Source organism: Paenibacillus sp. FSL R5-0486 (assembly GCF_037975155.1).
GTDB classification, from domain to species: Bacteria; Bacillota; Bacilli; order Paenibacillales; family Paenibacillaceae; genus Paenibacillus; species Paenibacillus amylolyticus.
On sequence record NZ_CP150237.1, the window covers coordinates 5324456 to 5351147 of the forward strand.

The 26692-nt window shown below is 45.6% G+C and carries 22 protein-coding genes; 8 read left to right on the plus strand and 14 right to left on the minus strand.

The features are described from left to right. Window positions 1–21 precede the first annotated feature (21 nt). Window positions 22–828 (minus strand): alpha/beta hydrolase, encoded by an 807-nt coding sequence (locus MKY01_RS23660; RefSeq protein WP_211080908.1) that lies wholly within the window; start codon window positions 826–828, stop codon window positions 22–24. Between the two features lie 219 nt (window positions 829–1047). Here MKY01_RS23660 and MKY01_RS23665 point away from each other — a divergent pair, with 219 nt between their 5' ends. Together MKY01_RS23665 and MKY01_RS23670 are read left to right on the plus strand one after the other, a co-directional pair. Then, window positions 1048–2262, plus strand: coding sequence for an MFS transporter (locus tag MKY01_RS23665; protein ID WP_339283810.1), 1215 nt, complete (start codon window positions 1048–1050; stop codon window positions 2260–2262). Beyond that, complete coding sequence (locus tag MKY01_RS23670) at window positions 2255–2818, plus strand: TetR/AcrR family transcriptional regulator (protein ID WP_339283812.1); 564 nt, start codon at window positions 2255–2257, stop codon at window positions 2816–2818. The genes MKY01_RS23665 and MKY01_RS23670 overlap by 8 nt, the downstream gene beginning before the upstream one ends. Window positions 2819–2903: 85 nt before the next feature. Here MKY01_RS23670 and MKY01_RS23675 read toward each other — a convergent pair whose 3' ends face one another. Beyond that, complete coding sequence (locus MKY01_RS23675) at window positions 2904–4538, minus strand: nucleoside hydrolase-like domain-containing protein (protein WP_339283814.1); 1635 nt, start codon at window positions 4536–4538, stop codon at window positions 2904–2906. Window positions 4539–4871: 333 nt separating this feature from the next. Between MKY01_RS23675 and MKY01_RS23680 the strand changes: the two genes are divergently transcribed. Both MKY01_RS23680 and MKY01_RS23685 read left to right on the plus strand, forming a co-directional pair. Then, window positions 4872–5522, plus strand: coding sequence for a hypothetical protein (locus tag MKY01_RS23680; RefSeq protein WP_076318787.1), 651 nt, complete (start codon window positions 4872–4874; stop codon window positions 5520–5522). A 34-nt stretch (window positions 5523–5556) separates the two neighbouring features. Next, window positions 5557–6114 (plus strand): DUF1697 domain-containing protein, encoded by a 558-nt coding sequence (locus MKY01_RS23685; RefSeq protein WP_339283816.1) that lies wholly within the window; start codon window positions 5557–5559, stop codon window positions 6112–6114. A 135-nt stretch (window positions 6115–6249) separates the two neighbouring features. On the opposite strand, the gene MKY01_RS23690 is transcribed toward MKY01_RS23685, so the two are convergent. The 3 genes from MKY01_RS23690 to MKY01_RS23700 all read right to left on the minus strand — a co-directional run bounded on the left by MKY01_RS23690 (window position 6250) and on the right by MKY01_RS23700 (window position 9158). Beyond that, window positions 6250–6693 (minus strand): Hsp20/alpha crystallin family protein, encoded by a 444-nt coding sequence (locus MKY01_RS23690; RefSeq protein ID WP_036617413.1) that lies wholly within the window; start codon window positions 6691–6693, stop codon window positions 6250–6252. Window positions 6694–6884: 191 nt separating this feature from the next. After that, on the minus strand, window positions 6885–8087 hold the full coding sequence (locus MKY01_RS23695; RefSeq protein ID WP_339283819.1) for an MFS transporter: 1203 nt from the start codon (window positions 8085–8087) through the stop codon (window positions 6885–6887). A 111-nt stretch (window positions 8088–8198) separates the two neighbouring features. Further along, window positions 8199–9158, minus strand: coding sequence for an AraC family transcriptional regulator (locus MKY01_RS23700; protein WP_036617408.1), 960 nt, complete (start codon window positions 9156–9158; stop codon window positions 8199–8201). Window positions 9159–9479: 321 nt separating this feature from the next. On the opposite strand from MKY01_RS23700, the gene MKY01_RS23705 reads away from it, so the two are divergent. Continuing rightward, window positions 9480–11066 carry a stalk domain-containing protein gene (locus tag MKY01_RS23705; RefSeq protein WP_339283821.1) on the plus strand — a complete coding sequence of 529 codons (1587 nt, stop codon included), beginning with the start codon at window positions 9480–9482 and terminating at the stop codon, window positions 11064–11066. A gap of 136 nt (window positions 11067–11202) precedes the next feature. Here MKY01_RS23705 and MKY01_RS23710 read toward each other — a convergent pair whose 3' ends face one another. Together MKY01_RS23710 and MKY01_RS23715 are read right to left on the minus strand one after the other, a co-directional pair. Continuing rightward, a complete protein-coding gene (locus MKY01_RS23710; protein WP_036668655.1) occupies window positions 11203–11409 on the minus strand; it encodes a hypothetical protein in 207 nt (68 codons plus the stop codon). Between the two features lie 146 nt (window positions 11410–11555). Next, entirely contained in the window at window positions 11556–13799 is a 2244-nt protein-coding gene (locus MKY01_RS23715; RefSeq protein ID WP_339283823.1) for a carboxylesterase family protein, read from the minus strand. Between the two features lie 725 nt (window positions 13800–14524). Between MKY01_RS23715 and MKY01_RS23720 the strand changes: the two genes are divergently transcribed. Next, window positions 14525–16177 carry an alkaline phosphatase gene (locus MKY01_RS23720; protein WP_339283825.1) on the plus strand — a complete coding sequence of 551 codons (1653 nt, stop codon included), beginning with the start codon at window positions 14525–14527 and terminating at the stop codon, window positions 16175–16177. A gap of 165 nt (window positions 16178–16342) precedes the next feature. Next, window positions 16343–16708 carry a VOC family protein gene (locus MKY01_RS23725; RefSeq protein WP_076252789.1) on the plus strand — a complete coding sequence of 122 codons (366 nt, stop codon included), beginning with the start codon at window positions 16343–16345 and terminating at the stop codon, window positions 16706–16708. A gap of 118 nt (window positions 16709–16826) precedes the next feature. On the opposite strand, the gene MKY01_RS23730 is transcribed toward MKY01_RS23725, so the two are convergent. The 4 genes from MKY01_RS23730 to MKY01_RS23745 form a co-directional block, all read right to left on the minus strand. After that, the gene (locus MKY01_RS23730) at window positions 16827–18035 is read right to left on the minus strand and encodes a GNAT family N-acetyltransferase (RefSeq protein ID WP_339283826.1); all 1209 of its coding nucleotides are present in this window, start codon (window positions 18033–18035) and stop codon (window positions 16827–16829) included. A 196-nt stretch (window positions 18036–18231) separates the two neighbouring features. Next, window positions 18232–19710: a methyl-accepting chemotaxis protein gene (locus tag MKY01_RS23735; RefSeq protein WP_127550083.1), complete on the minus strand. Its 1479-nt coding sequence runs from the start codon at window positions 19708–19710 to the stop codon at window positions 18232–18234. A gap of 302 nt (window positions 19711–20012) precedes the next feature. Continuing rightward, window positions 20013–21041 (minus strand): pectate lyase, encoded by a 1029-nt coding sequence (locus MKY01_RS23740; protein WP_235200863.1) that lies wholly within the window; start codon window positions 21039–21041, stop codon window positions 20013–20015. A 305-nt stretch (window positions 21042–21346) separates the two neighbouring features. Next, a complete protein-coding gene (locus MKY01_RS23745) occupies window positions 21347–22189 on the minus strand; it encodes an AraC family transcriptional regulator (RefSeq protein WP_339283829.1) in 843 nt (280 codons plus the stop codon). 114 nt (window positions 22190–22303) lie between these two features. On the opposite strand from MKY01_RS23745, the gene MKY01_RS23750 reads away from it, so the two are divergent. Continuing rightward, window positions 22304–24289: a beta-galactosidase gene (locus MKY01_RS23750; RefSeq protein WP_339283831.1), complete on the plus strand. Its 1986-nt coding sequence runs from the start codon at window positions 22304–22306 to the stop codon at window positions 24287–24289. Between the two features lie 124 nt (window positions 24290–24413). Here the strand turns inward: MKY01_RS23750 and MKY01_RS23755 are convergent, their stop codons facing one another. From MKY01_RS23755 to MKY01_RS23765, 3 genes are all read right to left on the minus strand, one after another. Beyond that, window positions 24414–25556 carry a DUF4179 domain-containing protein gene (locus MKY01_RS23755; RefSeq protein ID WP_339283833.1) on the minus strand — a complete coding sequence of 381 codons (1143 nt, stop codon included), beginning with the start codon at window positions 25554–25556 and terminating at the stop codon, window positions 24414–24416. Further along, window positions 25546–26094 (minus strand): sigma-70 family RNA polymerase sigma factor, encoded by a 549-nt coding sequence (locus tag MKY01_RS23760; RefSeq protein ID WP_235431599.1) that lies wholly within the window; start codon window positions 26092–26094, stop codon window positions 25546–25548. The genes MKY01_RS23755 and MKY01_RS23760 overlap by 11 nt, the downstream gene beginning before the upstream one ends. A 180-nt stretch (window positions 26095–26274) precedes the next feature. Beyond that, window positions 26275–26676: a hypothetical protein gene (locus MKY01_RS23765; protein WP_127550077.1), complete on the minus strand. Its 402-nt coding sequence runs from the start codon at window positions 26674–26676 to the stop codon at window positions 26275–26277. Window positions 26677–26692 lie beyond the last annotated feature (16 nt).

A 26692-nucleotide genomic window follows, 5' to 3' on the forward strand; every position in this document is an offset into this window, starting at 1 on the left:
TAACTGCCTTTCTTCCGCGTTTTATGCGCTCGTTAAATAATCCTTAATCATTCGGATGGTTTCTTCCGGTTGACTTAGATGCGGATAATGTCCCTTGGCCGTCATCTGTTGCAATCGGCTATTCTTCAGATGAGCGTGTAAATAATCCCCTACTTCTACCGGGGCAATGCTGTCATCCGAGCACTGAAGAATTAATGTTGGCACAGTTGCCTGCTCCAGATCAATACGACAGTCAGATAAAAACGTCACTTCGGCAAATTGTCTCGCAATATGCGGATCTCTGGAGCAGAAGCTTTTCTCCAACTCTTCCGTCAGCTCTTTCCGTTCCGGATTGTTCATCACAATGGGTGCCAGATAACTCGCCCACCCAATAAAATTCATCTGCATCATCTCAAGTAATTCATCGATATCATTCCGATCGAAACCTCCATAATAATTCGGCAGATCATTCACGTAACGTGGGGAGGGCCCTAACATTATAATTTTTTTGAAATATTTGGGGTTCTGAATCGATGCCAGCATACCAATCATACTACTGACGGAATGCCCGACAAATATGGTGTCCTTTAGTTCGAGCGCTTCCATAACTTCCAGCACATCCTGGGCATATCCTTGAAGGTTGTTATATTTGATAGCATCATAATAGTTAATTTGAGATTCGCCAGATCCAACATAATCAAATAACACCACACGGTAGTTCTCCATAAAACCTGGAATAATGTAACGCCACATATCCTGATCACATCCAAAACCATGAGCAAATACAATCGTTTGGCTACCCGAGCCAAGTACCTTAACATTATTTCTTACAAGTATATCAACCGTCATTACATATCACCTCTCCGAGGTAGTATTCACTTGAATCATTTTATCTGGTTATTATACCGGAAAATGTTGGGATATGAATTAAAAATAATTAATAACTTCTCTCACCCATCAAAAAATCATGAACCCCTGCTCTGAATATGCGCTTTACAATCTGACCATCGTCAGGTAAAATCAGTTCAACATGTCGCGCGACTGAGATCAATATTACGGAGGAAAACCATGAGTACTTCAACACATAGCTCTACACCTCAGCAACTCTGGGGAAGATCATTCCTATTTATCATGTTAGCCAACGCATTATTGTTTATGGCATTTGAAATGTTGCTTCCCACCTTGCCTTTGTTTGTCTCAAGTCTTGGTGGCGAAGCCTCCCAAATTGGGCTTGTTACCGGCGTATTTATGTTTTCTGCCATCTTGATTCGACCCTTCACTTCTGTTTTAGCAGCTCAAATAGATAAAAAATATCTATTGATTATCGGCATCACTATCTGTGCATTAATGACAGGCGCATACTACCTATCGTCAGGTATTTGGATGATTCTTGTATTTCGAGTGATCCACGGATTCGGATTTGGTTTGGCAACGACATATTTTGCAACGATTGCCACTGAAAACATACCAAGAGATCGCCGGGGAGAAGGTATGGGGTATTTCGGTGTAGGGGAGACGGTCGCTATATCCATCGGTCCATTGATTGGAACAAGCCTGTTGTTTAGGTACGACTACCAGAGCCTGTTTATGGGAGGTATGTGCATTTTGCTGTTAGCTCTCCTAATGACAGTGTTTGTATCCAGAAAGCCGAAAACAGTAGGTAGTAGCGAGTCTATGCAAACTCATGTCCCTTCGGTGAAACTGATTGAAAAGAAGGTACTCTTCCCTTCCCTTCTCATTATGCTCGTTGGCATTGCAGCGGGTTCAATCATGTCCTTTGTGGCTTTATTTGCCGCCGAAAGAGGGTTCGAGAATATAGCCTGGTTTTTCTTCATCGTTGCCATCGCCAGCTTCGCCGTTCGACTGTTTTCGGGGAAAATGTTTGATCGATGGGGACCAGGTTCCGTGTTGTTACCTTCTGCCGTGTTTGCAATCGCGGGGCTACTGGTTCTGATTATCGCCCAGAGTGATGTGCAATTCCTGATCGCCGGTGCGTTATACGGCTTTGGTTTTGGTGCCATATTCCCGGCGATTCAGACCTGGTGTGTGAATCTTGTAGAAGAACATGAGCACGAAAGTGCGATGGCTTCCTTCTTTAACTTCTTTGACCTCGGAATTGGCGGTGGTTCGTTGATCCTGGGCGTTGTGGCTTCTGCATTTTCCTATACGGTGGTGTATGCTATCTCTATAGGCATTTTTGTGGTATATATCTTGTTATATTTGGTATACTCCCAAAAACAGCAGAGGTATACAGTTCGCCAACTGGAGGTAGACATTGAGTAAAAAACGAATCAAAGAAATTGCCATTCAACATTTTAATCGTCTGGGTTACGAGGGGACCAAGATGGCGCAGATTGCCGAAGAGGCAGGCATTCGCAAGCAATCCCTGGCTTATCATTATTCATCCAAAAAAGCATTATTGCTGGAGTTATATGAGGAAGTTGTGCAGGAGGAACAACAGTTTGTACGCCAATTCTTCAGCGAGTCTGTTACCCAAACTTTGGATCAGCAGCTATATGCCTTTTTGCATGAACACAAAAATCGCTTTCTGACTCATCCAAACGTTGCTTTTATGTATATCTTGTCTTTTATCACACCGCTGGAGGTGCATGATTTTGTGCTAGCCCAGTATCGAACGTACCTCGGGACACTGAAGGAAGAGCTGGCAGCCGTATTTACCAGACATTCCGATATACGCCTGAGTCCGGAAGAAGCCACCCTAGCTTTTGTCACCGTGATGGATGGATTGGATGTACAGCTCGTGTATGAGACACGGCAATCCTATGAACAAGCTTTGGCAATCACCTGGAATGTCTTCTGGTCAGGCATCCAGCGTTAACGGATTAATTACGATCAGACTACAAAAATAAGAGGGGCATCCCACCAGCCATGTTGATGACTTTTGGGATAGCCCCTCTATTTCTTTATTTCACAGTTAGGATCACACGTTGATAATGCTTCAACTGGTGCTCTCCATCATCCTGTACTTCGGCAACGATATGAAGGGTATCACCCGATTTGGCATCGTCAGGAACGGTAAATGTCACCGCTTCGGTGTCACTGCCCTGTAATTTTATCGTATCCACCTGCTCATCCTTGACAAGTTCACGATGCAATCCAAGTTGCAGGTCACCCGCCATTTCAGGCTGAACTTTGTTCGGTGTTACTTTGGAATCCTCATAAGTGTCCGCTTCGAAATATCTCCACCACGTATAGGTCAGTTGATCTCCATCCGGGTCTTTACCCTCCGCGTGAAGAGTAACTTCCTCCCCAGGACTAACACTAAGATCCACCCCTTCCTTAATCGTTAAAGACGGATTATGGTTGGCACCTTCGTAAGTGTCTGCAACTGCCCAGTCTGCACGTGCTGCAAAATCATCCTGCACATCGTCAAACCATCTCATCAGAGAGTATTCGGCTTCATAGCGTTTGGTGTACGGATCGTAATCAAGCACATTGTTTCTAAACAGCTTGTCGTTCACAACTCCAAAGCGTCCACCCCAACCGCCGTAGGAAGGGTCTTCCATACTGCGCAGCCCATTATCAATCAGATAAAAGAAGGAAGGAGAGTCACCCTCAGATATAAAATCGTACTTGTCATATTGTGGATTGTTCTTCAGATACTCAGCACTTCCCCGTTGTTCTTCGGCTAGTTCGCCTTCGATCATTTTACCATCACCCATCGATGCATACATATCCATCAGCTTGCCATGTCCGTTCAGAATATTCTTGACCATCCAGTCGCCATGAAGCTTACTGTTCACTTCTTCGGCATGCATCTTCCATGCATAGGCAAAATGCCAGAAGTTCGATTGGTCGTTGAGAATGCGGATATCCGGCCAATTCTTCGCAATGTATTCGTTGTAGCTGTCATCCTGATCGAGGATGATGTACAGGACCAGTTTGTCACTGACTTTTTTGCGAATCGTATCCCACTCGGCCGTATCTTTGTACTGTTCTTCAATCGATTTTAGCGCTCTGGCTGTGGTATTGGTGCCCCCCCATGTCTGAACAATCAGGTCTCGGGAGTCATCATCGAGGAAAAGAGTTTCGAGGAACTCGGAACCTTCGGTTTCCTTCTCCATCTCCCCTTTATCGGAAATATTACCGATCTTGGTCATCGCTCGAAGCTGTTCCGGCTCCGGGTACCCATCCGCATGTTTGGATAAGTTCGGGTAGATCTCGCCATAGGCATCGATCATATCGTACACCCACTGTGTGCCTGTCCAGCGGAACGGCTTGATCCCTGCTTCCTCGTCTCCAGCATAATGATACACCGAGCTGGTCAGTACAATTCCGGCAAGGTCCATCTCATTCGAATATAAGAGGAAACGAATGACGGAGTTCATATCATCCACTTCACCGTCGGTTGTAATCACCGTTCTGCCTTTGGCAGCTTGGTTGTTTGCAGGTTCCTGGGTTTCATTCTCTGTCTGCTCTGTCGCCTGATTTGGTGTGTCACTCGCGGTTTGTGGCGCTTTGGATGCGCATCCACTAATCACCAGGATGATACTGAGACAACCTGCGGCAAAACCGTTTAACCATTTTCTCTTGTTCATAATGCTCCCCTTTCTTCTGTACAGCGTGATGTTAGTTGGGTTGGAAATAAGTACGTCCTCTGTTTTTCTATCCTTAATATGGACCGTAGAATGCAAAAAAACCCGAACAACATTATGAATGGAACAAAGTCCACGCATAGTGATGTTCAGGTTTTGCCTGCCCGAAGCAGTAACAATCCTTATTTGAGTGAAAGTATATCATGTCCACTCATTAATGTAAACGTATTCAAATTTTTTTTTGAATTTATCTTTGATATAGTATAATGCTTATAGCCAAGAATCAAACGAATCGGCCTGTTATTATATCAATGTTATTAGGAGGACTCAGACATCATGCAACAACTGGATGCGGCCTTGAGCCGTTTGGTGGAACAGCAGGATTTATATAATGAAGCTTATGGACTTTTCAAAAATCATGATCTGCGTCCACGCGAACAACATCACCAGCCGGAAGTGGATACACGAATAGCTCTTTCTCCAGAACTTCAGTATCTGTACAGTCATTATGAAATGATGGATGCGGATGCGGAAGGTACACTCAAAATGAAAAATGCCGCCGTCGAAATCGGTGATGCAGCGCTCATTTCCTTTGTCGCACCTGAACATCTGCTTCGTCAGCAACTGGGATTCCGCTGGATTGGCATGAATGAACCTTATGAGGAGTCCTCCACTTGGCCAAAAAATCACGTTGTCATCGCAAACTTTAACGATGATCCGTTAATTGTAGATGTGGAAGCACCAAACTCTCCCGTATATGCCGCTTTTACAGGTGGAGAACCAAACCGTGTTGCTGATTCACTATCAGACTTTTTCAGTGCACTAGCCATCCTGATTGAAGCGGCGCGCACCTATGCCGGAGAAGTAAAAGATGAAGAAACCTATGAAACCAAGCCCGAGTATCTGGAGCAAGTGGAACCTTTATTGCAAGATCTGTTGGGAGAAGAATATACCGCTCATCTTTTCGAGTATCTGTCATTTTGTTAAAACGGTGAATTGAAGGAATTGGAGGGGCGTCCATATGATCTATGTAGCCTTGTTGCGGGGCATAAATGTAGGCGGGAACAATAAAATCAATATGAAACAGCTGAAAGAAACGTTTGAACAAGCAGGCATGCTGGATGTCGTTACCTACATCAATTCTGGCAATATTATTTTTGCCGATCATCAGGAACGTGCCAATGCGAATGTGGAGATATCCCATGTGTTAGAGCAGGCCATCGCCGCCGATTTTGGCTTACAGATCAGGGTAATGGTGCGGAATATGGATGAAATTCAATCCGTTATTCAGGCGCTGCCAGAAGAATGGGTTAATGATGACACAGCCAAAAGTGATGTGATGTTCCTCTGGGATGAGATCAATGAGCCCTCCGTGCTGGACCAGCTGCCCATCAAACCGGAAATTGGTACACTGATCTATGTTCCTGGAGCGATTTTATATTCAGTCAGCAGAGAAGATGCATCCAAAAGTGGCATGAACAAGCTTGTGGGATCCAAAGTATATGCCTATATGACGGTTAGAAATGTGAATACCACACGTAAGATATATGCCCTGATGCAAGCAACAGCAGAGAAATAACTCGGTACCAGCACAACGGATAGTCAGTTATGCATCGTCCAATTCATATGAAAAATAAAGCATGCAGAAAACATCCTTATGGATGTCTCCTGCATGCTTTTTGCCGTGTTAGGAAACTATTTTTTTCACTGTATATTAGTCAATTTGAATGCGTCTGCGAGATTGATCATCACCAGGACGTTTTGGAATCTCGAGCTTCAGCACACCTTCTTCCAATTTGGCCTTAATGTGCTCCTCATCAATATGATCAACATAGAATCGCCGGATAAACTCGCCGGAACGGCGCTCCTGCCGTATGATTCGATTGGAGTCATCCTTCTGCTCCACTATATCATTGCGTTTGGCACGAATAATCAATTCATTACCTTGAACCTGAATGTCTATATCCTCTTTGGCAATGCCCGGAAGCTCGGCTTCTACCGAATATTTGTCTTCTTCCTCACGAATGTCGGTCCGGAATGGCTGGGAGCCAGTTCCAAAAGGGGAAAGGAATGAGTTCTCAACCATGTCATTGAAGGATTTCAACATGTGTCCGAACGGGTCTTCATTTCGTTTACGAAACGGAATCAGATCAAACATGAAAATCAGCTCCTTTTGTGTGGTTGGTTTATTGGTGTTGCTTACATTGATTATTATAATACCCGTGCAAATAAGGCTCAAAGTCCGTAAAAGACGAAAAAAAACGATTTTCTTTCATCATGGTTCACTATTTTAAAATAGATCCTTTTTTCTTTTATTTTGACCTTATTTGATCTTCTGACTTTGTCTGACTATAACGAATGAGTGGGGTCCGCTACAGTATTGGATTCATTCTTCCTCATTCCCAGCATCATGATTGCCAGCAAGACAACCAGAACAGCTACGAGCATAAATGGAACATGTTTGTCCACCTGATAAAGTGTCGTTGTAAGTAAAGGCGTAATGACGGCAGATATCCCCTGAATCGCTGCTACCAATCCCGCTGCCCCTCCCTGCTGTTCTTTGCTAACTGCCAGCGAAGCACCTGCCATGAACCCGGGCATCATCAGACCTGAACCCATGCCAAACAGGAAAAACGAGAAATAATACATGGATAACACATTAAAGACCAAAAACAGGATCATGCTTGCGATCAGGAAAAGGGACCCGAGCAAAATCATTGGGCGTGGCTGCCATTTCAACCATTTCATCTGAATGACCTGCATGATCAACATCGCTACTCCAGAGAACATGAGTCCAAACGAAACCATTCGGGCCGTCGCCGCTGAGGATAGAGCCAGTTGATCCTGAAAATAAAATCCCCCGACAACCTGTAGTGTCATGATACCCATCATCGTGACTAAGCCGGCAGCAAGGTACATTCGTAAACCACGTTGGAACGGGTTGACTTTAGGCGGTTTTGCCTGAATGACCGGTTTGGCTGACGGAATTAACAACAAGGCAATAATAAACGCAGCTATCGCTATAAAAATGCCAAAATAAAGCGGCCAGAGCAGACCGATAAGGGTAAAAGCTCCTGCAATCGCAGGTCCAAATACAAGGCCAAGTCCATTCGCAGCACTGATAATCGCCATTCCACTTCCCCGCTCTTCCCCTTCTGTCACATCACCCATATAGGCTTGGGCAGAAGACAGCACTGCCGGAATGAACATGCCGATCAGACTGCGCGTCACAATCAGAAGGGTTAACAGGAGCCCCCCTCCGATCCATGCATTTAATCCCCCGTACAATGCCAGTGCAAATAATGCACAGCTCACGGACATACCTATGAATCCAATCAATATAATTGGTTTTCTTCCTCTTATATCACTCCATCTGCCCCATACCGGAGCCATGACAGCCATCATAATGGACCCAAGCGAGATAATAAGACCGGAATGGCTTTCTTTCATGCCCAACTCGCGAATAAGTGGTGGCATAATGGGTGCAATCAGCATCAGACCCAACATGGCTGCAAATACGCTAAAAAAAATACTTCCTCTGATTCTATTCATGTTTATACACTCCTCTATATTTCAGTACAGTACCCACTGTACCTGGAGTATACAAGGCTGAATGAATCCCCACTGCCTCTATACGGAACAATTCACGGCAAGCCGGATTATTTAATAAATTTTTTTCATCTCTGAGGGCTTCACGCCGAATTTGCGATAAAATTGCTGCGAAAAGGCACTGACATTGCTGTAACCGACCGCAATCGCGGCCTCGGTGACGTTGTTATCCTGATTGCGCAGCAACTTCATGGCGTTGTCGAGACGAACCTGACGCAAATATTCGAACACCGTGCTTCCGAAAAGTGCCTTGAATCCTTTTTTTAATTTAAAATCGTTAAGACCTACTTGTCTGGACAATGCTAGCAAAGATGGAGGATCTACCATACAAGCCTCCATAATCTCCCGTGCCGTATGTAACTTCCGGATGTCCTCTCTGGAGAATCCCGCGGGAATTGGCGCCAGATCAAACAATTGGATCATAAATCGATTCAAGATCTCCAAGGCTGTCGCTTCCATCATTAAGGATGATCGATAACTGTTGTTTAATTCCACAATCAGACTGTCAATCATCGTTCGTATCCGGTTATCCAATTGAAATACAATCGGCTTGAACACTTTTCGCCCTAACACCTGATTAAACGCAATCGACTTGAAACCGCCCAGTTGCGCCGCAGCATAATTGAACAGAGAAACCGGAATCCCCAGCGAAAAGGACGTATACAGTTCCCTTGCCGGAGGATGGAACCACGCTTCGAAATCATGCATAAAAATAAGGGCCCCTTGCCCTATCGATAATGAATAATCCTGACCGGATATATCCACATTTCGCTCTCCTGACAAGGCAAATTGCAATTCCACAATGGGCGTTTCGGATGCAAAATACGTTGGATACGGCTGATGATATTCAACCTGGGAATATAAAATCTCAATGCCACTGTATGTCGTTACTCTTTTAATATTGCCACTTCCCGCCTTGGGAGAGAGCAGATACGTGTGTTCATCTTGCTGACTGTAAGGCTCCTGGGTCAGGTAATGCTGATATACTACGCCTAATGCATCATCCGTGCGCATGGGTATTCACCTCGCCTATATCTTGATCAGACTTGTCAGTAAAGAAAGTCTGAATTGATTGATAATGATTATCAATTATAATTCTAGCGTATTTTCGCCCGTTCGACCAGTCCTATATATATGAAGGTTCACGTCTGCTTTTTTCTTCATGTGGCAACATCATTTTATACACTAACTTACATATCCAATTAGGAAAAATATCTCTTATCTAACCTTTTACACAAATCACAGACTTCTCTTACATCTCCTTAACATAAGCTCCCTATACTAAAACAATTGTACAACTCATTACACACGAAACGATAAAGGGGATCTGGAACATTGAAAAAGAGAAATCAATGGCTTGCCGTTCTGTCGATGACTGCCATTCTTACTGCAGGAGCAACCAGCTACACATCAATGATTCATGCCGCTGACGCAACTAAAACCACCAACGATCATGTCGTACTGCGCACAGCCATCCAAAATATGCAGGGTACGGTCACATGGAACGGAAGCAGTCGCAGTGTTGATATCCAGATCGCAGATACTAAAGTACAACTTCCTATAGGAACTTCATCAGTCACCATCAACGGTGTGAAAACTCCTCTGGACAGTAAAAGCTACATCACCAAAGGTACAACGTATGTATCTTCCCAAACGCTAAAATTAATTACGGATCAACTGATCCTGAAACAAAATAAAACCGGTTTTGAACAGACCGCATCGTTTCAGATGCCTGGTGGCAAAGCAGAAATATCAGCCTCTACGCCAGATGGACAGCGCCTGCTCGTAACCGAAGCAGACAATGGTAGCATTGCCATACTGGATATTGCTGATCTGAAAAATATTAACGTATTAAAGACGGTCAGCTTCCATGACCTCTCCGCCAAAGCTGAAGTCACAAGCGTAACCGTGTCCAAAGATGGCAAATATGGTCTTGCAGTTATTCGCACAGGGGATACGGACAGTGAAGCAAACAAAGGGTTACTTGCCATTGTGGATCTGGCAACCTACAAAACCGTCAAAACGTATGAACTGGGCATTGGTCCTGACTCGATTGCACTGTCACCTGACGGTCTGCATGCGGTGATCGCGATAGAGGATGAGGAGCTGAATAAAGCTGCGGATGAAATTGACTATGCCAACACCAAACGTCCGGGTAGCATTATGGTAGTATCTTTTGCTGGCGGGAACGTATTGGAGGGTGAAATCACCAACTTGCCAGTATCTCTGGACAATGTAGAAGGCGCCATCTATCCGCATGATCCACAACCAGAGTATGTTGCCATTAGTCCAGATAACAAAACAGCAGCCATCACGCTACAGGAAAACAATGTCGTTGCCATCGTAAATCTGGAGACAAAAAAAATCAGCTCGATCTTCGCGCTCGGTACTACTTCACATCAAGCAGATCTGAAGGATGACGGTATCGTTCAGTTTAAAGAGACGTTGACCGCTCGTTATGAACCGGATGGGATTGCTTTCTCGGCAGATGGTAAATACCTGCTGACAGCCAATGAAGGGGACTTAGGCAAGAATGAATTTGAGGATGGTGTAAAAGCAGGCGGACGTAATATCGCTGTCTGGAATCTGCAAGGCCAGCGGATGTACGATAGTCAGAATCTCATTGACGAGGCAACCGCTATGGTCGGCTTGTATCCGGATGATCGCAGTCCCAACAAAGGCAGCGAAGTCGAGAACCTGACCGTTGCTACTGTAGACGGCACTACGTATGCAGCCGTAGCTTCTGAACGGGCAGATGCCATTTTGTTCTTTGATCTTGCTGATCCGGTCAATCCGGACTACCTGGGTCTGATTCCTACAGCTGGAGAATCACCAGAGGGAATTCATCGTGTTAACGGACGCAGCCTGTTTGTGAGTGCAGATGAAAGTACTGGAACCCTTAGTTTTTTTGCCAAGAAATAGTTTTAGTATCCATGGCGTACAAAGACTGAAATGAGCGGTTTCACGTTGTATTGAGTAGGTGGGGGCGTAGAGCCCCTGTCCTCTCCTACTGCTGTACCCACACCATTCCGCGTATCCAAAACTAGTGATGTAAAGGTTATCGACGCTTCATATTTTCCAATTCCCGCCTGTTCCGCTCTACTTCCTCTTGTAACACTCGTACTTCCATCCTTAATGCGGATACTTCCTCTTTGACGCCAGACCTCTTCATCACAAGATAGAAAACCAGATATAATACAAGACCAATCATAATAAAGAAAATTAATAGCGTTATAATACCTGCAATACCTATAGAGCTAATCATAACTTTACGTTTCCCCTTTCCGACATTCTATTAATTTATATTTACAACAATACCATAATTAAGCATAACGAACAGTATAAAAAGCCAAGAGAGCATGCTCCCTTGGCTTTCAATTTATCTATATATACCTTCCTATCCGATGATCCTTATTCCCAGAAGAAACGGCCTGCGAACACTTTTTCCGTCAACAGTTTATACGTTTCTTCAGGCAATTCTTTTTTCATCTTTGCCATAACGGCGTCTTTGCCTTGATTATATTGTGTGGACATGCCAATTTCTGCCGTTGTATTGCTTGCATCCAGACGCATGACTGGGGCTTGAGCATCTTTCGTCCAAGGTGTCCATGCCGCTAGATCAGGTGATCCACCCGTACCTGGATTGCCTGTGTACAGGAACTGCTTCAGATAAGCTGCCATCGCGGCGGACAACTGATCACGTCCTGGTTTGTTTGTATCGCTAAAGTACCCATCAGGGAAATAAGCAGCAATTCCGTCTGCGTGTCCTGTATAGAAGTCCATATCCGCACCATGTGGTGCGCCCAGTAACGTGAGCAAACGCTCAGAGATGACTCCAGGTTGTGTGCCCCATGCAAAACGATACGCATATACTGGTGGTTGACCTGCTTCACTCGTCAATTGCTCCGCTACACGCTCTGCATTAAAGCCTGCATAAGCTTCGCTACCATATTTCAACGCAGCAGCATATTGTTCCGCCTTGGTTTTATCAGTAAACAGAGTCTCATCCGTAATCGACGGAGAGAAGTTTGGATCACCGAAGGCAAAACCGGAGAACTCCGTTTCCAAGCTGCCGAGCAATACAGGTACTTTTTTATAATTGCCATTATTGATGGCGTCAAATCCTTCTTTTGGAATCACTGTGCCATCACGGAACAGATGCGGGAATGGGTCCATACGGATTGCGGTTGCACCAAACGCTGTGACCAGCTTGTCCGCAGGCAGTTCACGCAAATAGCTCTCCAGCTGTGCCTGAGATTGCTTGCCAATCCATGCTTTTGCTTCTTCTGCATTAGCCGCTTTCCCCTCTTGCACGAGTAGCTTCACAAGTACATCCTCGGATTTTTGCTCGCCTTCTTCCGGTGATGCTGTCGTCAATCCTCCGCTGAAAGCAACTGCTTTTTGATACAAACCTTTGCTAAGTGGCGAGATCAGCGTTGCCAGTACATCACGTGCACCAGCAGATTGTCCGGCCAATGTAACATTGCCTGTATCTCCGCCAAAACCTTCGATATTATCCTGTACCCACTCCAATGCACGGAATGCGTCAAGCAGACCATAGTTACCTGAGTCATCCAGGGCATTCCCTGTTTTCAGCGCTGCATTCTCGAAGAATCCAAGGGCTCCCAAACGGTAATTCACTGAGATGATAATGCTGTTGGTGCTCCGTGCAAGCTGTTCACCTTGAAAATCTTTACCTGATCCGGTCATATTCCCGCCGCCGTGCAGGAACACCATAACCGGAAGTTTCGAACTGGTTGTGTCGGGACGCCAGATATTAAGATACAACGAATCTTCGCTTCCCGCTGTAGTCTTGCCGGAGATCTGCAAGCTGTTCGCTGCAAATTCCTTAGCCGATCTGGTTCCTGTCCATGATTCCGGTTCTTGCGGGGCTTTCCAGCGCAGTTCCCCTACCGGAGGTGCCGCGTAAGGAACACCAAGCCAACCGAGCGTGCCATATTGCTCATAGGTTTTGCCATCAATTGTGCCATACTTGGTCTGTTGCACCGTTTGAGGTTTGAACGCTCCAGCTTCTTTATGTTTCAACCAGTTCTGCTCCAAAGTTCCACTGCCATTCTTGAGCTGTATCTGCAAAGCCTGTGCGGTTGCCTCTGCCATTAGGCGGTTGGTAAGTTGACTCGCTCCCTTCCCTTGAAGCGCCATGATTCCTTTCCCAGCCGCATAGGTGGAAGCCGATCCCTGCTCATAATCCGTACCTGCTTCATATCCAAGCACCTTCAGCAGCATTTCGGCATAACCTTCCGCTGTAAGGGGTGCATTAGGTTCAAACTTCTCCGTTCCTGTTACGATCTCAGACACATACGGATGCTGCTTCAAGTAACCAACGACCGGTTGTAATACTTTGCCTGCCTGAGCCGCATCGTCATACGTTTCCGATCCCTGATAAGCGAGTGCTTCTTTCTCCAATCCGGACAAACGCAAGTAAAGTACTGCGGCCTGAATACGTGTTGCCTTTTTGTTTAGATAAGCTGCATTAACACCTTGACCGCTACCGCGAATAAGCTCGGATTGGATCAGCTTGTCCATCGCTGCTGAAGAAGAAGGTCCTGTATTGCCTGCTGCATAAGCTGGTAGAGCGGATACACATAACCCCAGAATGGTTGCTACAGCAATCGAACGTTTAATGGTTTTCATGTCATAAATCTCCTCGCTGTCGAATAGTGTGTGATGGGATAAGTGCATTGGAATGTCCATTTGAGTTGCGTATCTAAGAATCAGTATTCCAATGTCTGGATGAGTCTATATCTCTATTTATGAAAAAATTAAATCTGCTGCGCTCCTTTCTGCTCGAAATATCTGCTACGGCGCTTGCGGTCATGCCATCAGGCATTTTTTATATAAAAAAACCTGAACCGAAGGCAAACAGACATCGCTTTAGCGTGGTCTACTGCCCTCAATTCAGGTTTTGCCTGCAATCAGTAACAACCCTGAGGAATGAGGTTCATTCCATATGAAAATGTAAACGCAATCAATCGTTTGATGAACAAACAACCAACGAATGAACTGACACAGGTATTGCCCTAAACACGGTTACAATCCTGTTGTTATGGTGATGTTAGCACATAATGTAAGCGTTCGCAATATCTTTTTTTAATCGTCAATATATGATCTTTGACAGGGTAACATTAAAAAACTGCGTTCTCATGCGGGTTTAAACTCAACTTACAACATGATGATCTATAAATACTGTCTCTTAATTCGTCGACTCCTCTTTTTGTCCAGTTCACCTGAATTCCAGCATCCTTCACTAATCGTAAATTTTACATATAGTTAATCCATTTCATACGTTAGTTTAGCAATTGTTGTATACACTTGGTTTGGGATACCAAACTATACATATATTCTAGGAGGATGCATTCATGTTAAACCGGTTTAATGTCCGTGCAGCCAAAATGATGCTCGCGGTGACAACAATTATTACGGCTACACTCGGAGGTAGCAGTGCAGCGTGGGCTGTGGAAGACACCACCTCAACGACATCTGCATCACCGATTAAAAATGTGATTATTCTGATTCCTGACGGTATGGCTAACGATGCTACCGCTCTGGCTCGCTGGTATAAGGGCTCGTCCCTGACACTGGACTCCATGGCAAGCGGCATGGTTCGGACACACTCCGCCGATGCGCCGATTGCGGACTCGGCCCCTGCCGGAACTGCTTTTGCTACAGGTTATAAATCTCATACCGGATTTGTCGGTGTACTGCCGGACAAGGCTACCATGCCAGGGCAAAAGGCGATTGCGCCTGGAGACGAAAGAAAACCGATCGCTTCTGTACTGGAAGCTTCCAAACTGGCGGGTAAAGCAACTGGCATTATCGCTACATCCGAGATTATGCACGCCACACCAGCGGACTTCTCCTCTCACTATCCGGACCGTAAAAACTATGATGCACTCAGCAAACAGCAAGTCTACAATGGCATGGATGTTGTATTGGGTGGAGGTAGCAAATATCTTGAGCCAGCCGGACGTAAAGACGGCGAGAATCTGATTTCGTCCATCAAGGCACTGGGTTACGATTACGTCACTACACCAGCTGCAATGAAAGCATCCGATTCGAACAAGCTGTGGGGTATGTTTGCACCCGCAGGCATGGCTTATAATATGGACCGTGATCCTGCGAAGCAGCCAAGCCTTGCCGAGATGACATCCAAAGCCATTGAAGTTTTGTCCAAAGACAAAGACGGCTTTTTCCTGATGGTCGAAGGCAGTAAAGTGGACTGGGCAGCTCATGCCAATGATCCGATTGGTATTATCAGTGACGTGCTGGCTTTTGATGATGCCGTAAAGGTAGCCATGGATTTTGCCAAAGCCGATGGAGAGACTGCCGTTGTGGCTGTTACGGACCACGGCAATGGTGGACTCACCATTGGTAACAACGCAACTAGCGGCACATACGATAAAGAGCCGTTGTCCACATTTATCGGACCTTTGAAAAAGGCCAAACTGACAGGCGAGGGCGTTGAAGCGAAGCTGAATGCCAAGCGTACAAACATCAAAGCAGTGATGAAACAATACTATGGCATTACGGACCTGACTTCCGAGGAGATTGCCACCATTAAAGCGGCCGAGCCGGGCAGTCTTAACTATGCAATCGGTCCAATGATCAGCAAACGCGCAGGGATTGGCTGGACAACCGGTGGTCATACAGGTGGAGATGTTGTGCTGTACACGTATGCTCCGAACAATGACCGTCCATTCGGTGTGATTGATAACACGGATGTCGCCAAATATATGGCACGAGTACTGGATCTGGATCTCGACAGCGTGAGCAAACAATTGTTTGTACCTGCCAAACAGGCATTTACAGCCAAAGGCGCGACATACAAACTGGACTTGACGGACGCCAAAAATCCGAAGATCCTCATAACAAAAGGTAACACCAAACTGGAACTGCAAATCTACAAAAATATTGCACTGGTGAACGGCAAAAAAACAACTTTGGAGGGTGTCATTGTGTATAACGGTGTAGATGCATTTGTACCACAAACGGCCGTTGATCTGATTCAATAATTCGTTAGAACTACTAGGACTACAGGAGATTACACCATTTGGCTGCCGAATATTTCGGCAGCTATTTTACTGTTTATTATTAAGGAGTAGGTTCCTGCTAGCGCCTATCGTATAATGAACGTAACAAAAATACATATCATGCAAAACAAAAGGAGAGATTCACCCATGTTGATCAAATTAAACTGGATCACGCTGAGGGTCAGTAATTTGGAAGCTTCGCTCGGGTTCTACCACAACATGCTCGGACTTCCCATTCAGCGCAGATTCGAAAGCCGTGGACGACAGATTGCCATGCTGGGCATGGAGAATGAAGCCAAGCTGGAACTGATTGAGGGCAGTGAATCCATTCTTAAACCAGAGGCCGGCGTGTCGATCGGCTATGAGGTGAACTCGCTGGATGAAGCCATGGAACGATTGGCAGAGCTGAATATTCCGATTGTGCGTGGCCCCATCCAGCCCAATCCGCATCTGCGGTTTATTTACATTACAGATCCAGATGGCTTCGAGGTACAACTCGCAGAGCATGTCTAATTAGGCGAGAGCACATAATTGTGCGTATCACGATGATCAGTTGTGTGTGCAAGTGTGCAGTCAAATCAGATGCAAGCTCACACCTACATCGGGCAGCGCAAGCACGTTTTTTGTCTGTTTACAGCTTCATGCGGCGCATCAGCGGTACACCTACGCGATTCAACAACCAATCAAGTAGCAGCCAGCACCAGCGTCTGCCCCATGGAAGGTGGCGCTCATACACAGCCGAATATTCAAAATCCGCCACAGCACCGCGATTGCGCTTGAACTGCGCAGCCCCGGCGCTCTCATGTAACAGATGGCCGTTCTCGCGAGCCTGTCCGATCAGACAAGCTGATAACATGCGGTATAGTCCGACGGATTGGGGCACCGCTGTGTCGTAACCAAACAGCGGCGTTGTCATGATTCCATTTCGGCAGAAATAACCCATCACCGCGTCCAGGCACCCTTTCTTCCGCAGTCCGTAGAGTCTGAGTGTTCCTGATGCCATCGCAACAGCAATGAACCGCTCAGTGAATTGCGGATTGTGATAGGAGTACTTTTCAAGGTATAACAGCTTGTACAACTCCGCGATTCGCGGAATATCTGCATCCGTCATATCTGATTCGGAAACGAATTCGTATCCATGCTTGCCCAATAATTCGTAATCCCGCTTCAACAGCCAGCGTGACTTCGAGTTGCCAAAATTCGGATCATGCGCTTGGTACAGGTAGATTTGTCGGCTCGGAATTAATCGGCAGCCCGCTTCCGTTAGCCTCGCCGTCAGATCGGGATGAAGTCCTGGACACAAGGAGCGAAACACAATGACATGCTCAGGGTATCGCTCTTGTACCGATGCGAGCAAACATTCCGCCTGTTCACCGGACATGGCTGGATACAGATTGGTGGACAACAACCAGTTGTTCACATGCACAACTTTGTTGATCTGTGATTGCTTCATTCCCCAACCTATTAGACTGAGCAGCACAGAAAGACCTTTTTCCAACACAGGCTTCTGCAACATGGTCAATTCCTGCTTGGCGTAACTCACATAATGCGTATATGGCGAACAAACGTAAGCATTATCATACTCTGTATCATTCACCGTCAGCGGAATAACGAGATCATCAATTCGTGCGAGCAACAATGTCGTTTCCACGTTGGACATAAAGCTTTGGGTCCCGTCCAGCATCATAGGTTCCAGATAGACTCTGGCATATCTGCCATCCTCCGTATCGGGCCAGTCCATGTCTTTGAACGATTGCTGATCATAAAAACGTACGCGTGTAGCCCTATTATCATTCTTAACCTCATATGTACTGTCATCACAGTCCAATCTATCTTTCATTCCTTTATCCTTCAACCTTCTACTCCCCCATGAGGTTACATCTTCTTTTAACTACCATTTACAGTTTCAGTTCTACGCTCTTCATACTCTACACATCACTGTATAGGAAAAAAATGTCGGCATCAAGCTGTATTCCAGATGAAAAAAGCCCGTCTAGTACGCTAAATACGTACCAACAGGCCCTCAACTATTAATATTAAAATTTATTCTCAACGGAAGAAGCCTGATGATCCGAGACTAACTCATTCAGGTCCACAATCAGTTGCTCCAATTCTCCAAAGCTCTCTACCATCTTCTGTGTCAGGTTACGTTGTTCTTCCATGCTCGCCAGAATCTCTTCTGTCGCTGCACTGGATTGCTCCGTTACACTCGAAATCTCGGAAACCTCATTCACAACTCTGGTGGAAGATTCCTTCATGGTCGCCGAACTAGTCTCGATATCTGTCGCTTGATTCAACACATGCTGAGAGTTGCTGTTGATCGTACGGAATACTTCCTCTGCCGTATGGACGCTATCTCTTCCTTGTTGTAACGATAGACGAATACGTTCGAATCGATCTGTCAGTGCCTGCGTTTGTCCTTTTAATCGAGACAGGATGGTTCCGATATCACTTGCGGACTGACCCGAGTTCTCTGCCAACTTGCGCACTTCCTCTGATACAACGGCAAACCCGCGTCCATGCTCACCCGCACGAGCGGCTTCAATGGCTGCATTAAGCGCGAGCAGGTTGGTCTGACTCGCAATATCCGCTATGCTGTTCAGCATAAGCGTCATGGATTCACTTTCCTCGTTGAACTTTCGCATGTCATTTGCAGTTGTATCGATTATCTCATATAGATCTTGCATCTGGATGTTCAGCTGGTCCATCTGTGTGCTTCCTGTTTGCGTGCTCGTTGCCATACTTGCGGACAAGTCTTTCATCTGCTGGGAATACGAAGCAACGTCCTTGATATGCTGATCCGACACAGATAAGGATTCCGAGATCTCGGCTACACTGGTCGCTTGGAACTCAACACCTTTTGCAACCTCACTGAACCCAAGCGTCACTTCATTGGTGATAGAGCCAGTCGCATTCACTTTTTGCTTCAATTGATCTGTATAACGTGATAGACCTTCGACCGATTCCTTCACACGCTCCAGCATGGTTTCCACTCTTTGCTTAGAATGCTCCACCTCATTCTGGCGTACTTCACTTTCATGGAAGAGCCTTTGATTCAGCTGGGAGACCAGCATCAGAATGGCCCCCGTAAGAGCGAATAGTCCCACATTAACGATATTACCTATTAGCTCAACAGAGTCAACGGTATTCATAACAAATAATTGAAGAACACTGTTGACTAGTAATACCGAAAATCCAACCACAAAAAATTTCTTGTTAGGAAATAGCAGTAGAACTGCGGTTATGACCAAACTTAACGCAAAATTGACCGTTCCCCAACCGACATAGACTCCACATATTGTAAGTAATACAGTAATCAGCCATGGAATGAGATGAATATGTTTCTTTTTCGCATTAGCGTATGTAATCCAAACTACAAAGATCAGAGCTACTCCATTGGACACAAGTAACTTCGGCATCGTAAAGGCCAGCCCCATACCAATGGCAATAATAATCCACAAAATGATACCGATTAATTTGTTCCTTTTCCAAATAATTTCGTCCATACGATCCATGCATACCCCGTCCTTTTATGTAGGTTAAATGTAAGTTGTAGGGCCTTTCTGTACTACATCTAGTAGTCTTTGGTCCTGCTTATGTGCAAATCGCAAATACGCAGCGCCTTAGCATAGTACATATTAACTTCATAAGTATGAAACCAGCGCTACTTTATGTATATCGGTATTCAACATTTAAAATGAATATGAATTATAAAATGATATGTAGGCATATCATTTTATAAACAAAAAGCCTGTCTTATACGTTTTGGCGTATAGGACAGACTTTTTGGCATAATGCGAATATACGGGACAAGCTCTTACTTTCCGAATACAAGTGTCGTATTGGAGGAGCCTGCATACTTGGTGACGAACTCACGCGCGTAGCTGGCACTTTCTACCTGATAACTATAATTGGAGCTTGGTCTCCAGTTCGTTTTAGGAGAAGTCGGACTATTAAGCGCTGGTGTACTGCCCGTATCCGTAAACTCACCTTTTCCTTTGTCATCCAGGATGCCACCCTTTTCAGCGCCAGCACCAAAGTAGTTGTTTTCAGAATAAATTCGTGCTTTTTCACCAATTGTGATGGCCTGATTAAAGTTGTTTGCATAGTTGTTTTTGAGATGGAAGTAACCATATCTTAAAAGCCCAGGACCACGTACATATAAATTTTCGAAGTAATTATTGGACATCGTCACATGAGGTACGCCATTGTAACTACTGTTACCATCATTCGGATGACCGAGGATGACGCCATACTTATGGTTCGCAAATTTGGAATTGCTAATCGTAATATAGTCGGCGCGATCACCAATATACAGAAGTTTGTCCAGATCACTACCGCCAGAGCTGTAGCTGTGACCAGCAAACGTCACATGATCAATCCAGTAATTGGAGCCTGAAGTGATATACATCTGGATATCATCATTGGCATTAATATTGGAAGCGTGTTCAAAAGTCAGATTCTGAAAAATCACATTGCTTGAACTGCTTGTGGATCTGAAATGAATATTCGTTAATGTATGTTTGCCAAAGGAACCTACAAGTGTCTTGTTCGCTCCGAATTCAACCTTTTGCAGCGTAGAGGAAGAAATATTCTGTTCAACAACGACAATCTTGGCTGTAGAGCCCGCCATATGTGTTCTCAAGTCATTGAGATTACTAACGTAAACCACCTGACCGTTCTTACCACCTGTCGTAGCTGACTTGGATACACCATTTTCATTCTTGGCACTGCCTGCAAAACCAGTCAACCCGTTCGTACCTGTGTTTGGATAACTGGCCGCACCATATGTAGACGGGGCTGTGGAGACAGTTAACAACAATAGAGTTACAGCGAGTAAAAGCATCGAAAATTTCTTCAAAATTTCACCATCCTTTATAATATTATCCTCAAAGACAACTCGATTATATCGTGTAACTTTGGCTGTGACAATACAAAAATTGCAAAAAGACAACAATTATCATTTTTATGCAACAGCAGATCAGATATAGTGAAAAAACATAAAACCATGCTATTCGTTCACACAAAATTGAGCCGCTAATTAGCGGCTCTATTAACGAGTACTATGTGATCCAACTTGGAACTGATCCACCCTTGGATCAGTTCCTAAAGCCTCTGACGAAAAACCATTCGCTTGCGAATAATAATATGTCACGACTTCTGATAGCTGCGGCGGAAGGCGCCAGGTGTGATTCGTTCCAGCTTCTTGAAGATGGCTCCATAATAGCTGGCCGATTCGAAACCGACTTGACGAGCGATATCCTCCATCCCGCGTTGCACATTATCGAGCAGCAGTTCCTTGCTCTTGTTGACTCTTACCTGATTAACATAGCTGATGGGACGAATAGCTGTCGTTTTCTTAAACAAATGACAGAAATATTCTGGTGTAACACAGATCAATCCAGCAAGCGTTGGCAAAGTAATCTCTTCAGCATAATGTTGTTCAATATAGTCCAGAACCGGCTTTATTCGCTCATACTGCTGTCCGACAGTATCGCTGCCCTCAACAGATACGCGTTGAATAATCTCTGTCAATAAGGTATAGAGGACAGCGGAGCAGGCGTAATTGCTTAATGTCTGCTCTTGTGGTGTTAAGGCAGCTTGTAGTAGCTCCCGCATTCGGGATAGAAGGTATTCAGGCTGTGCAAGCGTGTATACGCATGTGTCGACAATGCCAACGGTTTCAAACAAGCTTGCTGTCCCGTTGCCATCGAAAATGATCCAGTCGACTTCCCAACTGCCGGATAGCGCATAGTATTCGTGCTTCTGTCCAGGGAATAACAGCATGCCCATACCTGGCTTGACGATATGTTCCGTTTCACTGAGCTTGAGCTTACCCACACCGCTGCGGCATTGTATCCACTGATAATCCTCAATGCCTTGGTCTCGGCGGATATGCTCCTGTTCATGATGCAGGCCGATGCCAAGTAAATAAAAAGGGAGCAGCTTGTCTCGGGAAGATAACACCGGAAAATTACGATTGGGATGATGCATACGGCTAACTCTCCTAATCTTAATATTGTTATATCATATTAATTATTTAAGATATTCACTCGAATTAATATAACATATAATCGCAATATATTGATAAATAAAGGAGATCACAGGATGACAATTAAGATCGGAATTGATTATTATCCAGAGCAATGGACCCCGGAGTTATGGGAGAAAGATGCCATACTTATGCAACAGACAGGGGTTGCAGTTGTGCGAATGGCGGAGTTCGCCTGGAGCCGAATGGAACCGACTGAGGGGAATTATCAGTTTGAATGGCTGGATGCGGCCATAGAAGTATTCGCTTCGCGTGGTATGGAAATTGTGTTATGCACCCCCACCAATACCCCGCCAAACTGGATGACAACCCGTTATCCGGATGTGCTGCCCATGGATGAACAACGCCACATCATTCGGCCAGGTGTGCGTGGACATCGTTGCAACAACAGCCCTTCCTTGAGAATGCTGGGCTCCAAATTTGTGGAAGCGATATCACAGCGCTATGGTAAGCATCCCGCCGTCATAGGCTGGCAAATCGATAACGAGATGCACTACCAAGAATGCCATTGTGATACATGTAATCGTGCATTTGTTGCTTGGCTGCAAAAGCGTTATTCCAAACTGGAGGAGTTGAACCGGGAGTGGGGTACGGTCGTCTGGAGTGGTGAGTACAGTAGCTGGGCTGAGGTAACAACACCACTCGGTGCCAGCAAACCGATGAATCCTTCCTATCTTCTGGAGTACAAACGATTTTGTTCTGACAGCGTAGGCTATCTGCTGGGATGGCAGCTTGAGATTTTACGTCGCAACTGTCCAGATCAATTCGTGACGCATAACATGTGGCAATATCCGAATAGCCTGGACTATTATGATATGCACAACGAATTGGACTTCGTCTCTGTCGATTATTATCCGAATGAGCTGTATCGCGATTATGGCGATCGGTTTCCGAGGAACGGAGCGCTTACGCTGGACTTGGTTCGCGGTATCAAACGTCGGAATTTCTGGGTAATGGAACAGCTCAGCGGAGCGCAGGGCGCCTGGATGCCGATTCAGCGCACGCCGTATCCTGGACTGATCCGAGCTCGCTCTTGGCAGACAATCGCTCGCGGTGCCGATATGGTCGTACATTTCCGCTGGCGGAGTGCTACCGTCGGAGCGGAACAGTTCTGGCATGGGCTGATCGACCACAGCAATGTTCCTGGACGCAGGTTCAGGGAGTTTGCTGAGCTTACTCGCGAGGTGAACCGGTTAGGAGAAATGCTCGCCGACTCAACCATTGTTACCCAGGTTGCGATTCTGCATTCGCATGATCAGCACACAGCGCTTTCCCTTCAGCCGCAGGCGGAAGGGGGAATGCACTACTTAGACAACTTGTCCTCTATGCATAATGCATTTCTGAAAATGGGCGTCGGTACAGACGTTATCAACTGGACTGAGGAGCTCGATGGGTACAAGCTGGTCATTGCCCCTTCCCTCTTCCTGTTAAGTGAAGAAGTAGCACAGCGGCTGGAGCGATTCGCAGCCAAGGGTGGTACGGTTGTTCTTACCAATCGGACTGGCGTGAAGAACATGAGGAATGTATGTGAGATGCTGCCTCTGCCGGGGCTACTGGGTGAAGCGGCGGGTGTTGTCGTAAGTGAATATGATGCCATCGGCAACAGTGAGCATCGGATACGGAACGCTGAGGGCAAGACATTCGCTGCGAAGCAATGGTGTGATCTACTGGAACTGCGAGGGGCAGAGCCAATCGCCTGGTATGACAACGACTTTTACGAGGGTGTACCGGCGGTTACTGTCAATAAGTTTGGTGAAGGTGAAGTGTATTATGTCGGCACTTGGCCGGAGCCATCGTATTTCTATCAGTTGTTTGAAGGCATATTGAAGGAAAAGGATTTGGCGCCCAAAATCCAGCTGCCGGAAGGTGTCGAGCTGTCGATTCGAACGAAGGGGGAGCAAAACTTCCTATTTCTGATCAATTTGACGAATGAGCAACGAGAGATTACGCTGGACGTTCCTTATCGCAGCTTGTTGACCAGCGAGAGATTGGATCAGAAGTTGACCCTTCCAGCTCTGGGAGTAGATATTTTAACTGTATAAGATCAGCGGTTTTTCATACCTAAGAAGGGATGTCTCACAAGGCTTACATCCTTGAGGGACATCCCTTCTCTGCTTTCACTAACATTCACCTAATCTGAATAAGAGTATTGCCAGTTAGTTCATCTTATTTGATTTTGATTTCCAGTTCATCCTTCTTGGCTTCCTGCAAATCATCATAGACCTTATCTGGTTTACCACGAAGTTTTAATACCATGGACTCCGGATGGTCCAACAGATTGCTACTGAAAGAATACATCATTCCATCTTCCGTTCCGCTCCCGCCTACCATGGATAACTTGGTCTGCTTCCCATTCCTGGAGATCGAAATGATTTCGATAGGCCAAACGATCTCGTTGAGCGACAACTTCGTTTTGTAGTCCATCTCTTGATCAGGTGCATGGACAAATTTGACCCGCGTTACTAGCGGAGACATCTCCACCTCCGACAATAAGACCTCATAGCCTCCAACGGTAAAGGTCCGATTAACGTTGATGATTTCCGTTTTGGGGATAGAGAATTTGGGATCCAGTGCAAAAGAAAGATTCATTTTTTTGGAATATTTATATTTCCGTTCCTTTTCCCCTTTTTCTGAATTTCCCACCACATCTGGAACAACGGAAGAAAGCTGGAACTGAAGATTCACTTGCTCAGGGAGCGGTTTATTTCGATTACGCTCAATTGTATTCCGGCCATAAATGGTATGCTTATCCTTCGAAAAATGCATACCTCCTATATTTCCGTTATCAAGGACATAACCTGTTCTTGCATCCGTCATCTTGGTATTGACTATCGAATAAATCTCTTGCGAAGCATCCGTTCTGGCGGTATACAATACCGTTATCCTGTTCTCATCTGCCAGAACCGCATTCACGGTAAACTGATATATGCCCGATGTAACCGTCCGATCCACGAGTTGCACATAATCATGATTTAGCGTTGAAGTAATCGTGGCACTATCCATATCCGAAGTTAGCAGGCCACGAAAGGGCTCTAGTACACCCCAATGGGTGACAGGCTCAGTATATGTTGCCGGTTGTTGCCCATAGTTTCCAAGCGGGCCCGTAAGAAACCAACCTGCAGCAAGGACCGTGACCAGCACTGCCGTAATCCATTTGACACGAACGATCCTACCTGATCGTCTTGTTCTGGCCTTTGCGATACCACGTTGAATCGCAGCAGTCGTGTCCGCCGGATTCCACTGCTGTTTCTCTCTTTTCACCTGATATGCGTCTGCAAGAAGTGCTTTCTCCTCCGGGTTAGTGGTCATGCCAATCCCTCCTGTTCTTCATCAACTTGCGCAACTGCTGGAGTCCCTTGTGCTGCCAGGTCTTGATCGTCCCTTCTGGTTTGCCAAGGATCGAGGCAATATCCGTCAGTGTCATGTCGTTATAATATTTCAGCAGTAGTACATGGCGATATTTCGGTTTCACCTTTTGCAAAAGAGATTCCATAGCGATTCGATTATCGTCAACACTAATCATCCAAGATGCCGGAATGCTGTCCTCCATATCCTCCTTCGCCAGAGGTGTCGCCCGCTTGCGGCGCCTCTGTTCATCGATGCAGACATAGATGAGAATCCGAATGATCCACGACTTGAACGCCTTCTCATTATTCAGCGTACGACGTTTGATCCAAGCCCGGCACGTCATCTCCTGCACAGCTTCCAGCGCATCTTGCCGGTTACGCAGGTAGCTATAGGCAATAGAAATGAGCGTATCTTGATGTTCCATAATAGATTGCACAAATGCCGTCTCGTCTTCGGTCTGCACATAGATCCTCTGGTTTATCTCTGCTTTTGTTTCCACCCCGCATCCCTCCTTCTCTCTCTTTCTGTGGTATAAGACGGGTGAGTGAAGCAAACGGTTTTTAATATTTATTCATCAAAAAAAGCTCCGCCATCATCATGAGGGAGCTTGATTACATAGCACTTCGGCCGCTGATATACTGAATTACGTACACAAATGAACAATCCAAGATCAACTAACTTACAAATTGCCGGTAACTTCGATCCCGTCAGCCAATTGCAGATGATTTCTCACCCAAGCTGTGAACTGATTCAAAAAATTCCGTAATTCTGGCTCTGCAACCACCTGTTGATCCAGCTCTGATATAATTTCCACCCACACTTCCTTCGTAATCGGATTCTCCCAGCAGGGATCAAGAGCCTTCATCTCTTCTCCAGTTCGTGGGTCAGTTAAGGGAAATACACGATCCAATGCAGGACGAATATAGTCAAAGTCTTCATTATATATGAACAGCATGTCTTCCATCTCTACTTCAACCGAGTCTTCTATGTATAAAGGGGATAAAACAAAACCCACATTTCGCTGTGGACCTTGATATTGATATATGAGCGCAGGAATTGTTCTCTTTGATTTTTTAGCCATATATGTTCCTCCTGTT

Coding starts and splice junctions, on each gene's coding strand:
- MKY01_RS23660 (WP_211080908.1), bottom strand. CDS start 828: ATGACGGTTGATATACTTGTAAGAAATAATGTTAAGGTACTTGGCTCG.
- MKY01_RS23665 (WP_339283810.1), top strand. CDS start 1,048: ATGAGTACTTCAACACATAGCTCTACACCTCAGCAACTCTGGGGAAGA.
- MKY01_RS23675 (WP_339283814.1), bottom strand. CDS start 4,538: ATGAACAAGAGAAAATGGTTAAACGGTTTTGCCGCAGGTTGTCTCAGT.
- MKY01_RS23680 (WP_076318787.1), top strand. CDS start 4,872: ATGCAACAACTGGATGCGGCCTTGAGCCGTTTGGTGGAACAGCAGGAT.
- MKY01_RS23685 (WP_339283816.1), top strand. CDS start 5,557: ATGATCTATGTAGCCTTGTTGCGGGGCATAAATGTAGGCGGGAACAAT.
- MKY01_RS23690 (WP_036617413.1), bottom strand. CDS start 6,693: ATGTTTGATCTGATTCCGTTTCGTAAACGAAATGAAGACCCGTTCGGA.
- MKY01_RS23695 (WP_339283819.1), bottom strand. CDS start 8,087: ATGAATAGAATCAGAGGAAGTATTTTTTTTAGCGTATTTGCAGCCATG.
- MKY01_RS23700 (WP_036617408.1), bottom strand. CDS start 9,158: ATGCGCACGGATGATGCATTAGGCGTAGTATATCAGCATTACCTGACC.
- MKY01_RS23710 (WP_036668655.1), bottom strand. CDS start 11,409: ATGATTAGCTCTATAGGTATTGCAGGTATTATAACGCTATTAATTTTC.
- MKY01_RS23715 (WP_339283823.1), bottom strand. CDS start 13,799: ATGAAAACCATTAAACGTTCGATTGCTGTAGCAACCATTCTGGGGTTA.
- MKY01_RS23720 (WP_339283825.1), top strand. CDS start 14,525: ATGTTAAACCGGTTTAATGTCCGTGCAGCCAAAATGATGCTCGCGGTG.
- MKY01_RS23725 (WP_076252789.1), top strand. CDS start 16,343: ATGTTGATCAAATTAAACTGGATCACGCTGAGGGTCAGTAATTTGGAA.
- MKY01_RS23730 (WP_339283826.1), bottom strand. CDS start 18,035: ATGAAAGATAGATTGGACTGTGATGACAGTACATATGAGGTTAAGAAT.
- MKY01_RS23735 (WP_127550083.1), bottom strand. CDS start 19,710: ATGGATCGTATGGACGAAATTATTTGGAAAAGGAACAAATTAATCGGT.
- MKY01_RS23740 (WP_235200863.1), bottom strand. CDS start 21,041: ATGCTTTTACTCGCTGTAACTCTATTGTTGTTAACTGTCTCCACAGCC.
- MKY01_RS23745 (WP_339283829.1), bottom strand. CDS start 22,189: ATGCATCATCCCAATCGTAATTTTCCGGTGTTATCTTCCCGAGACAAG.
- MKY01_RS23750 (WP_339283831.1), top strand. CDS start 22,304: ATGACAATTAAGATCGGAATTGATTATTATCCAGAGCAATGGACCCCG.
- MKY01_RS23755 (WP_339283833.1), bottom strand. CDS start 25,556: ATGACCACTAACCCGGAGGAGAAAGCACTTCTTGCAGACGCATATCAG.
- MKY01_RS23765 (WP_127550077.1), bottom strand. CDS start 26,676: ATGGCTAAAAAATCAAAGAGAACAATTCCTGCGCTCATATATCAATAT.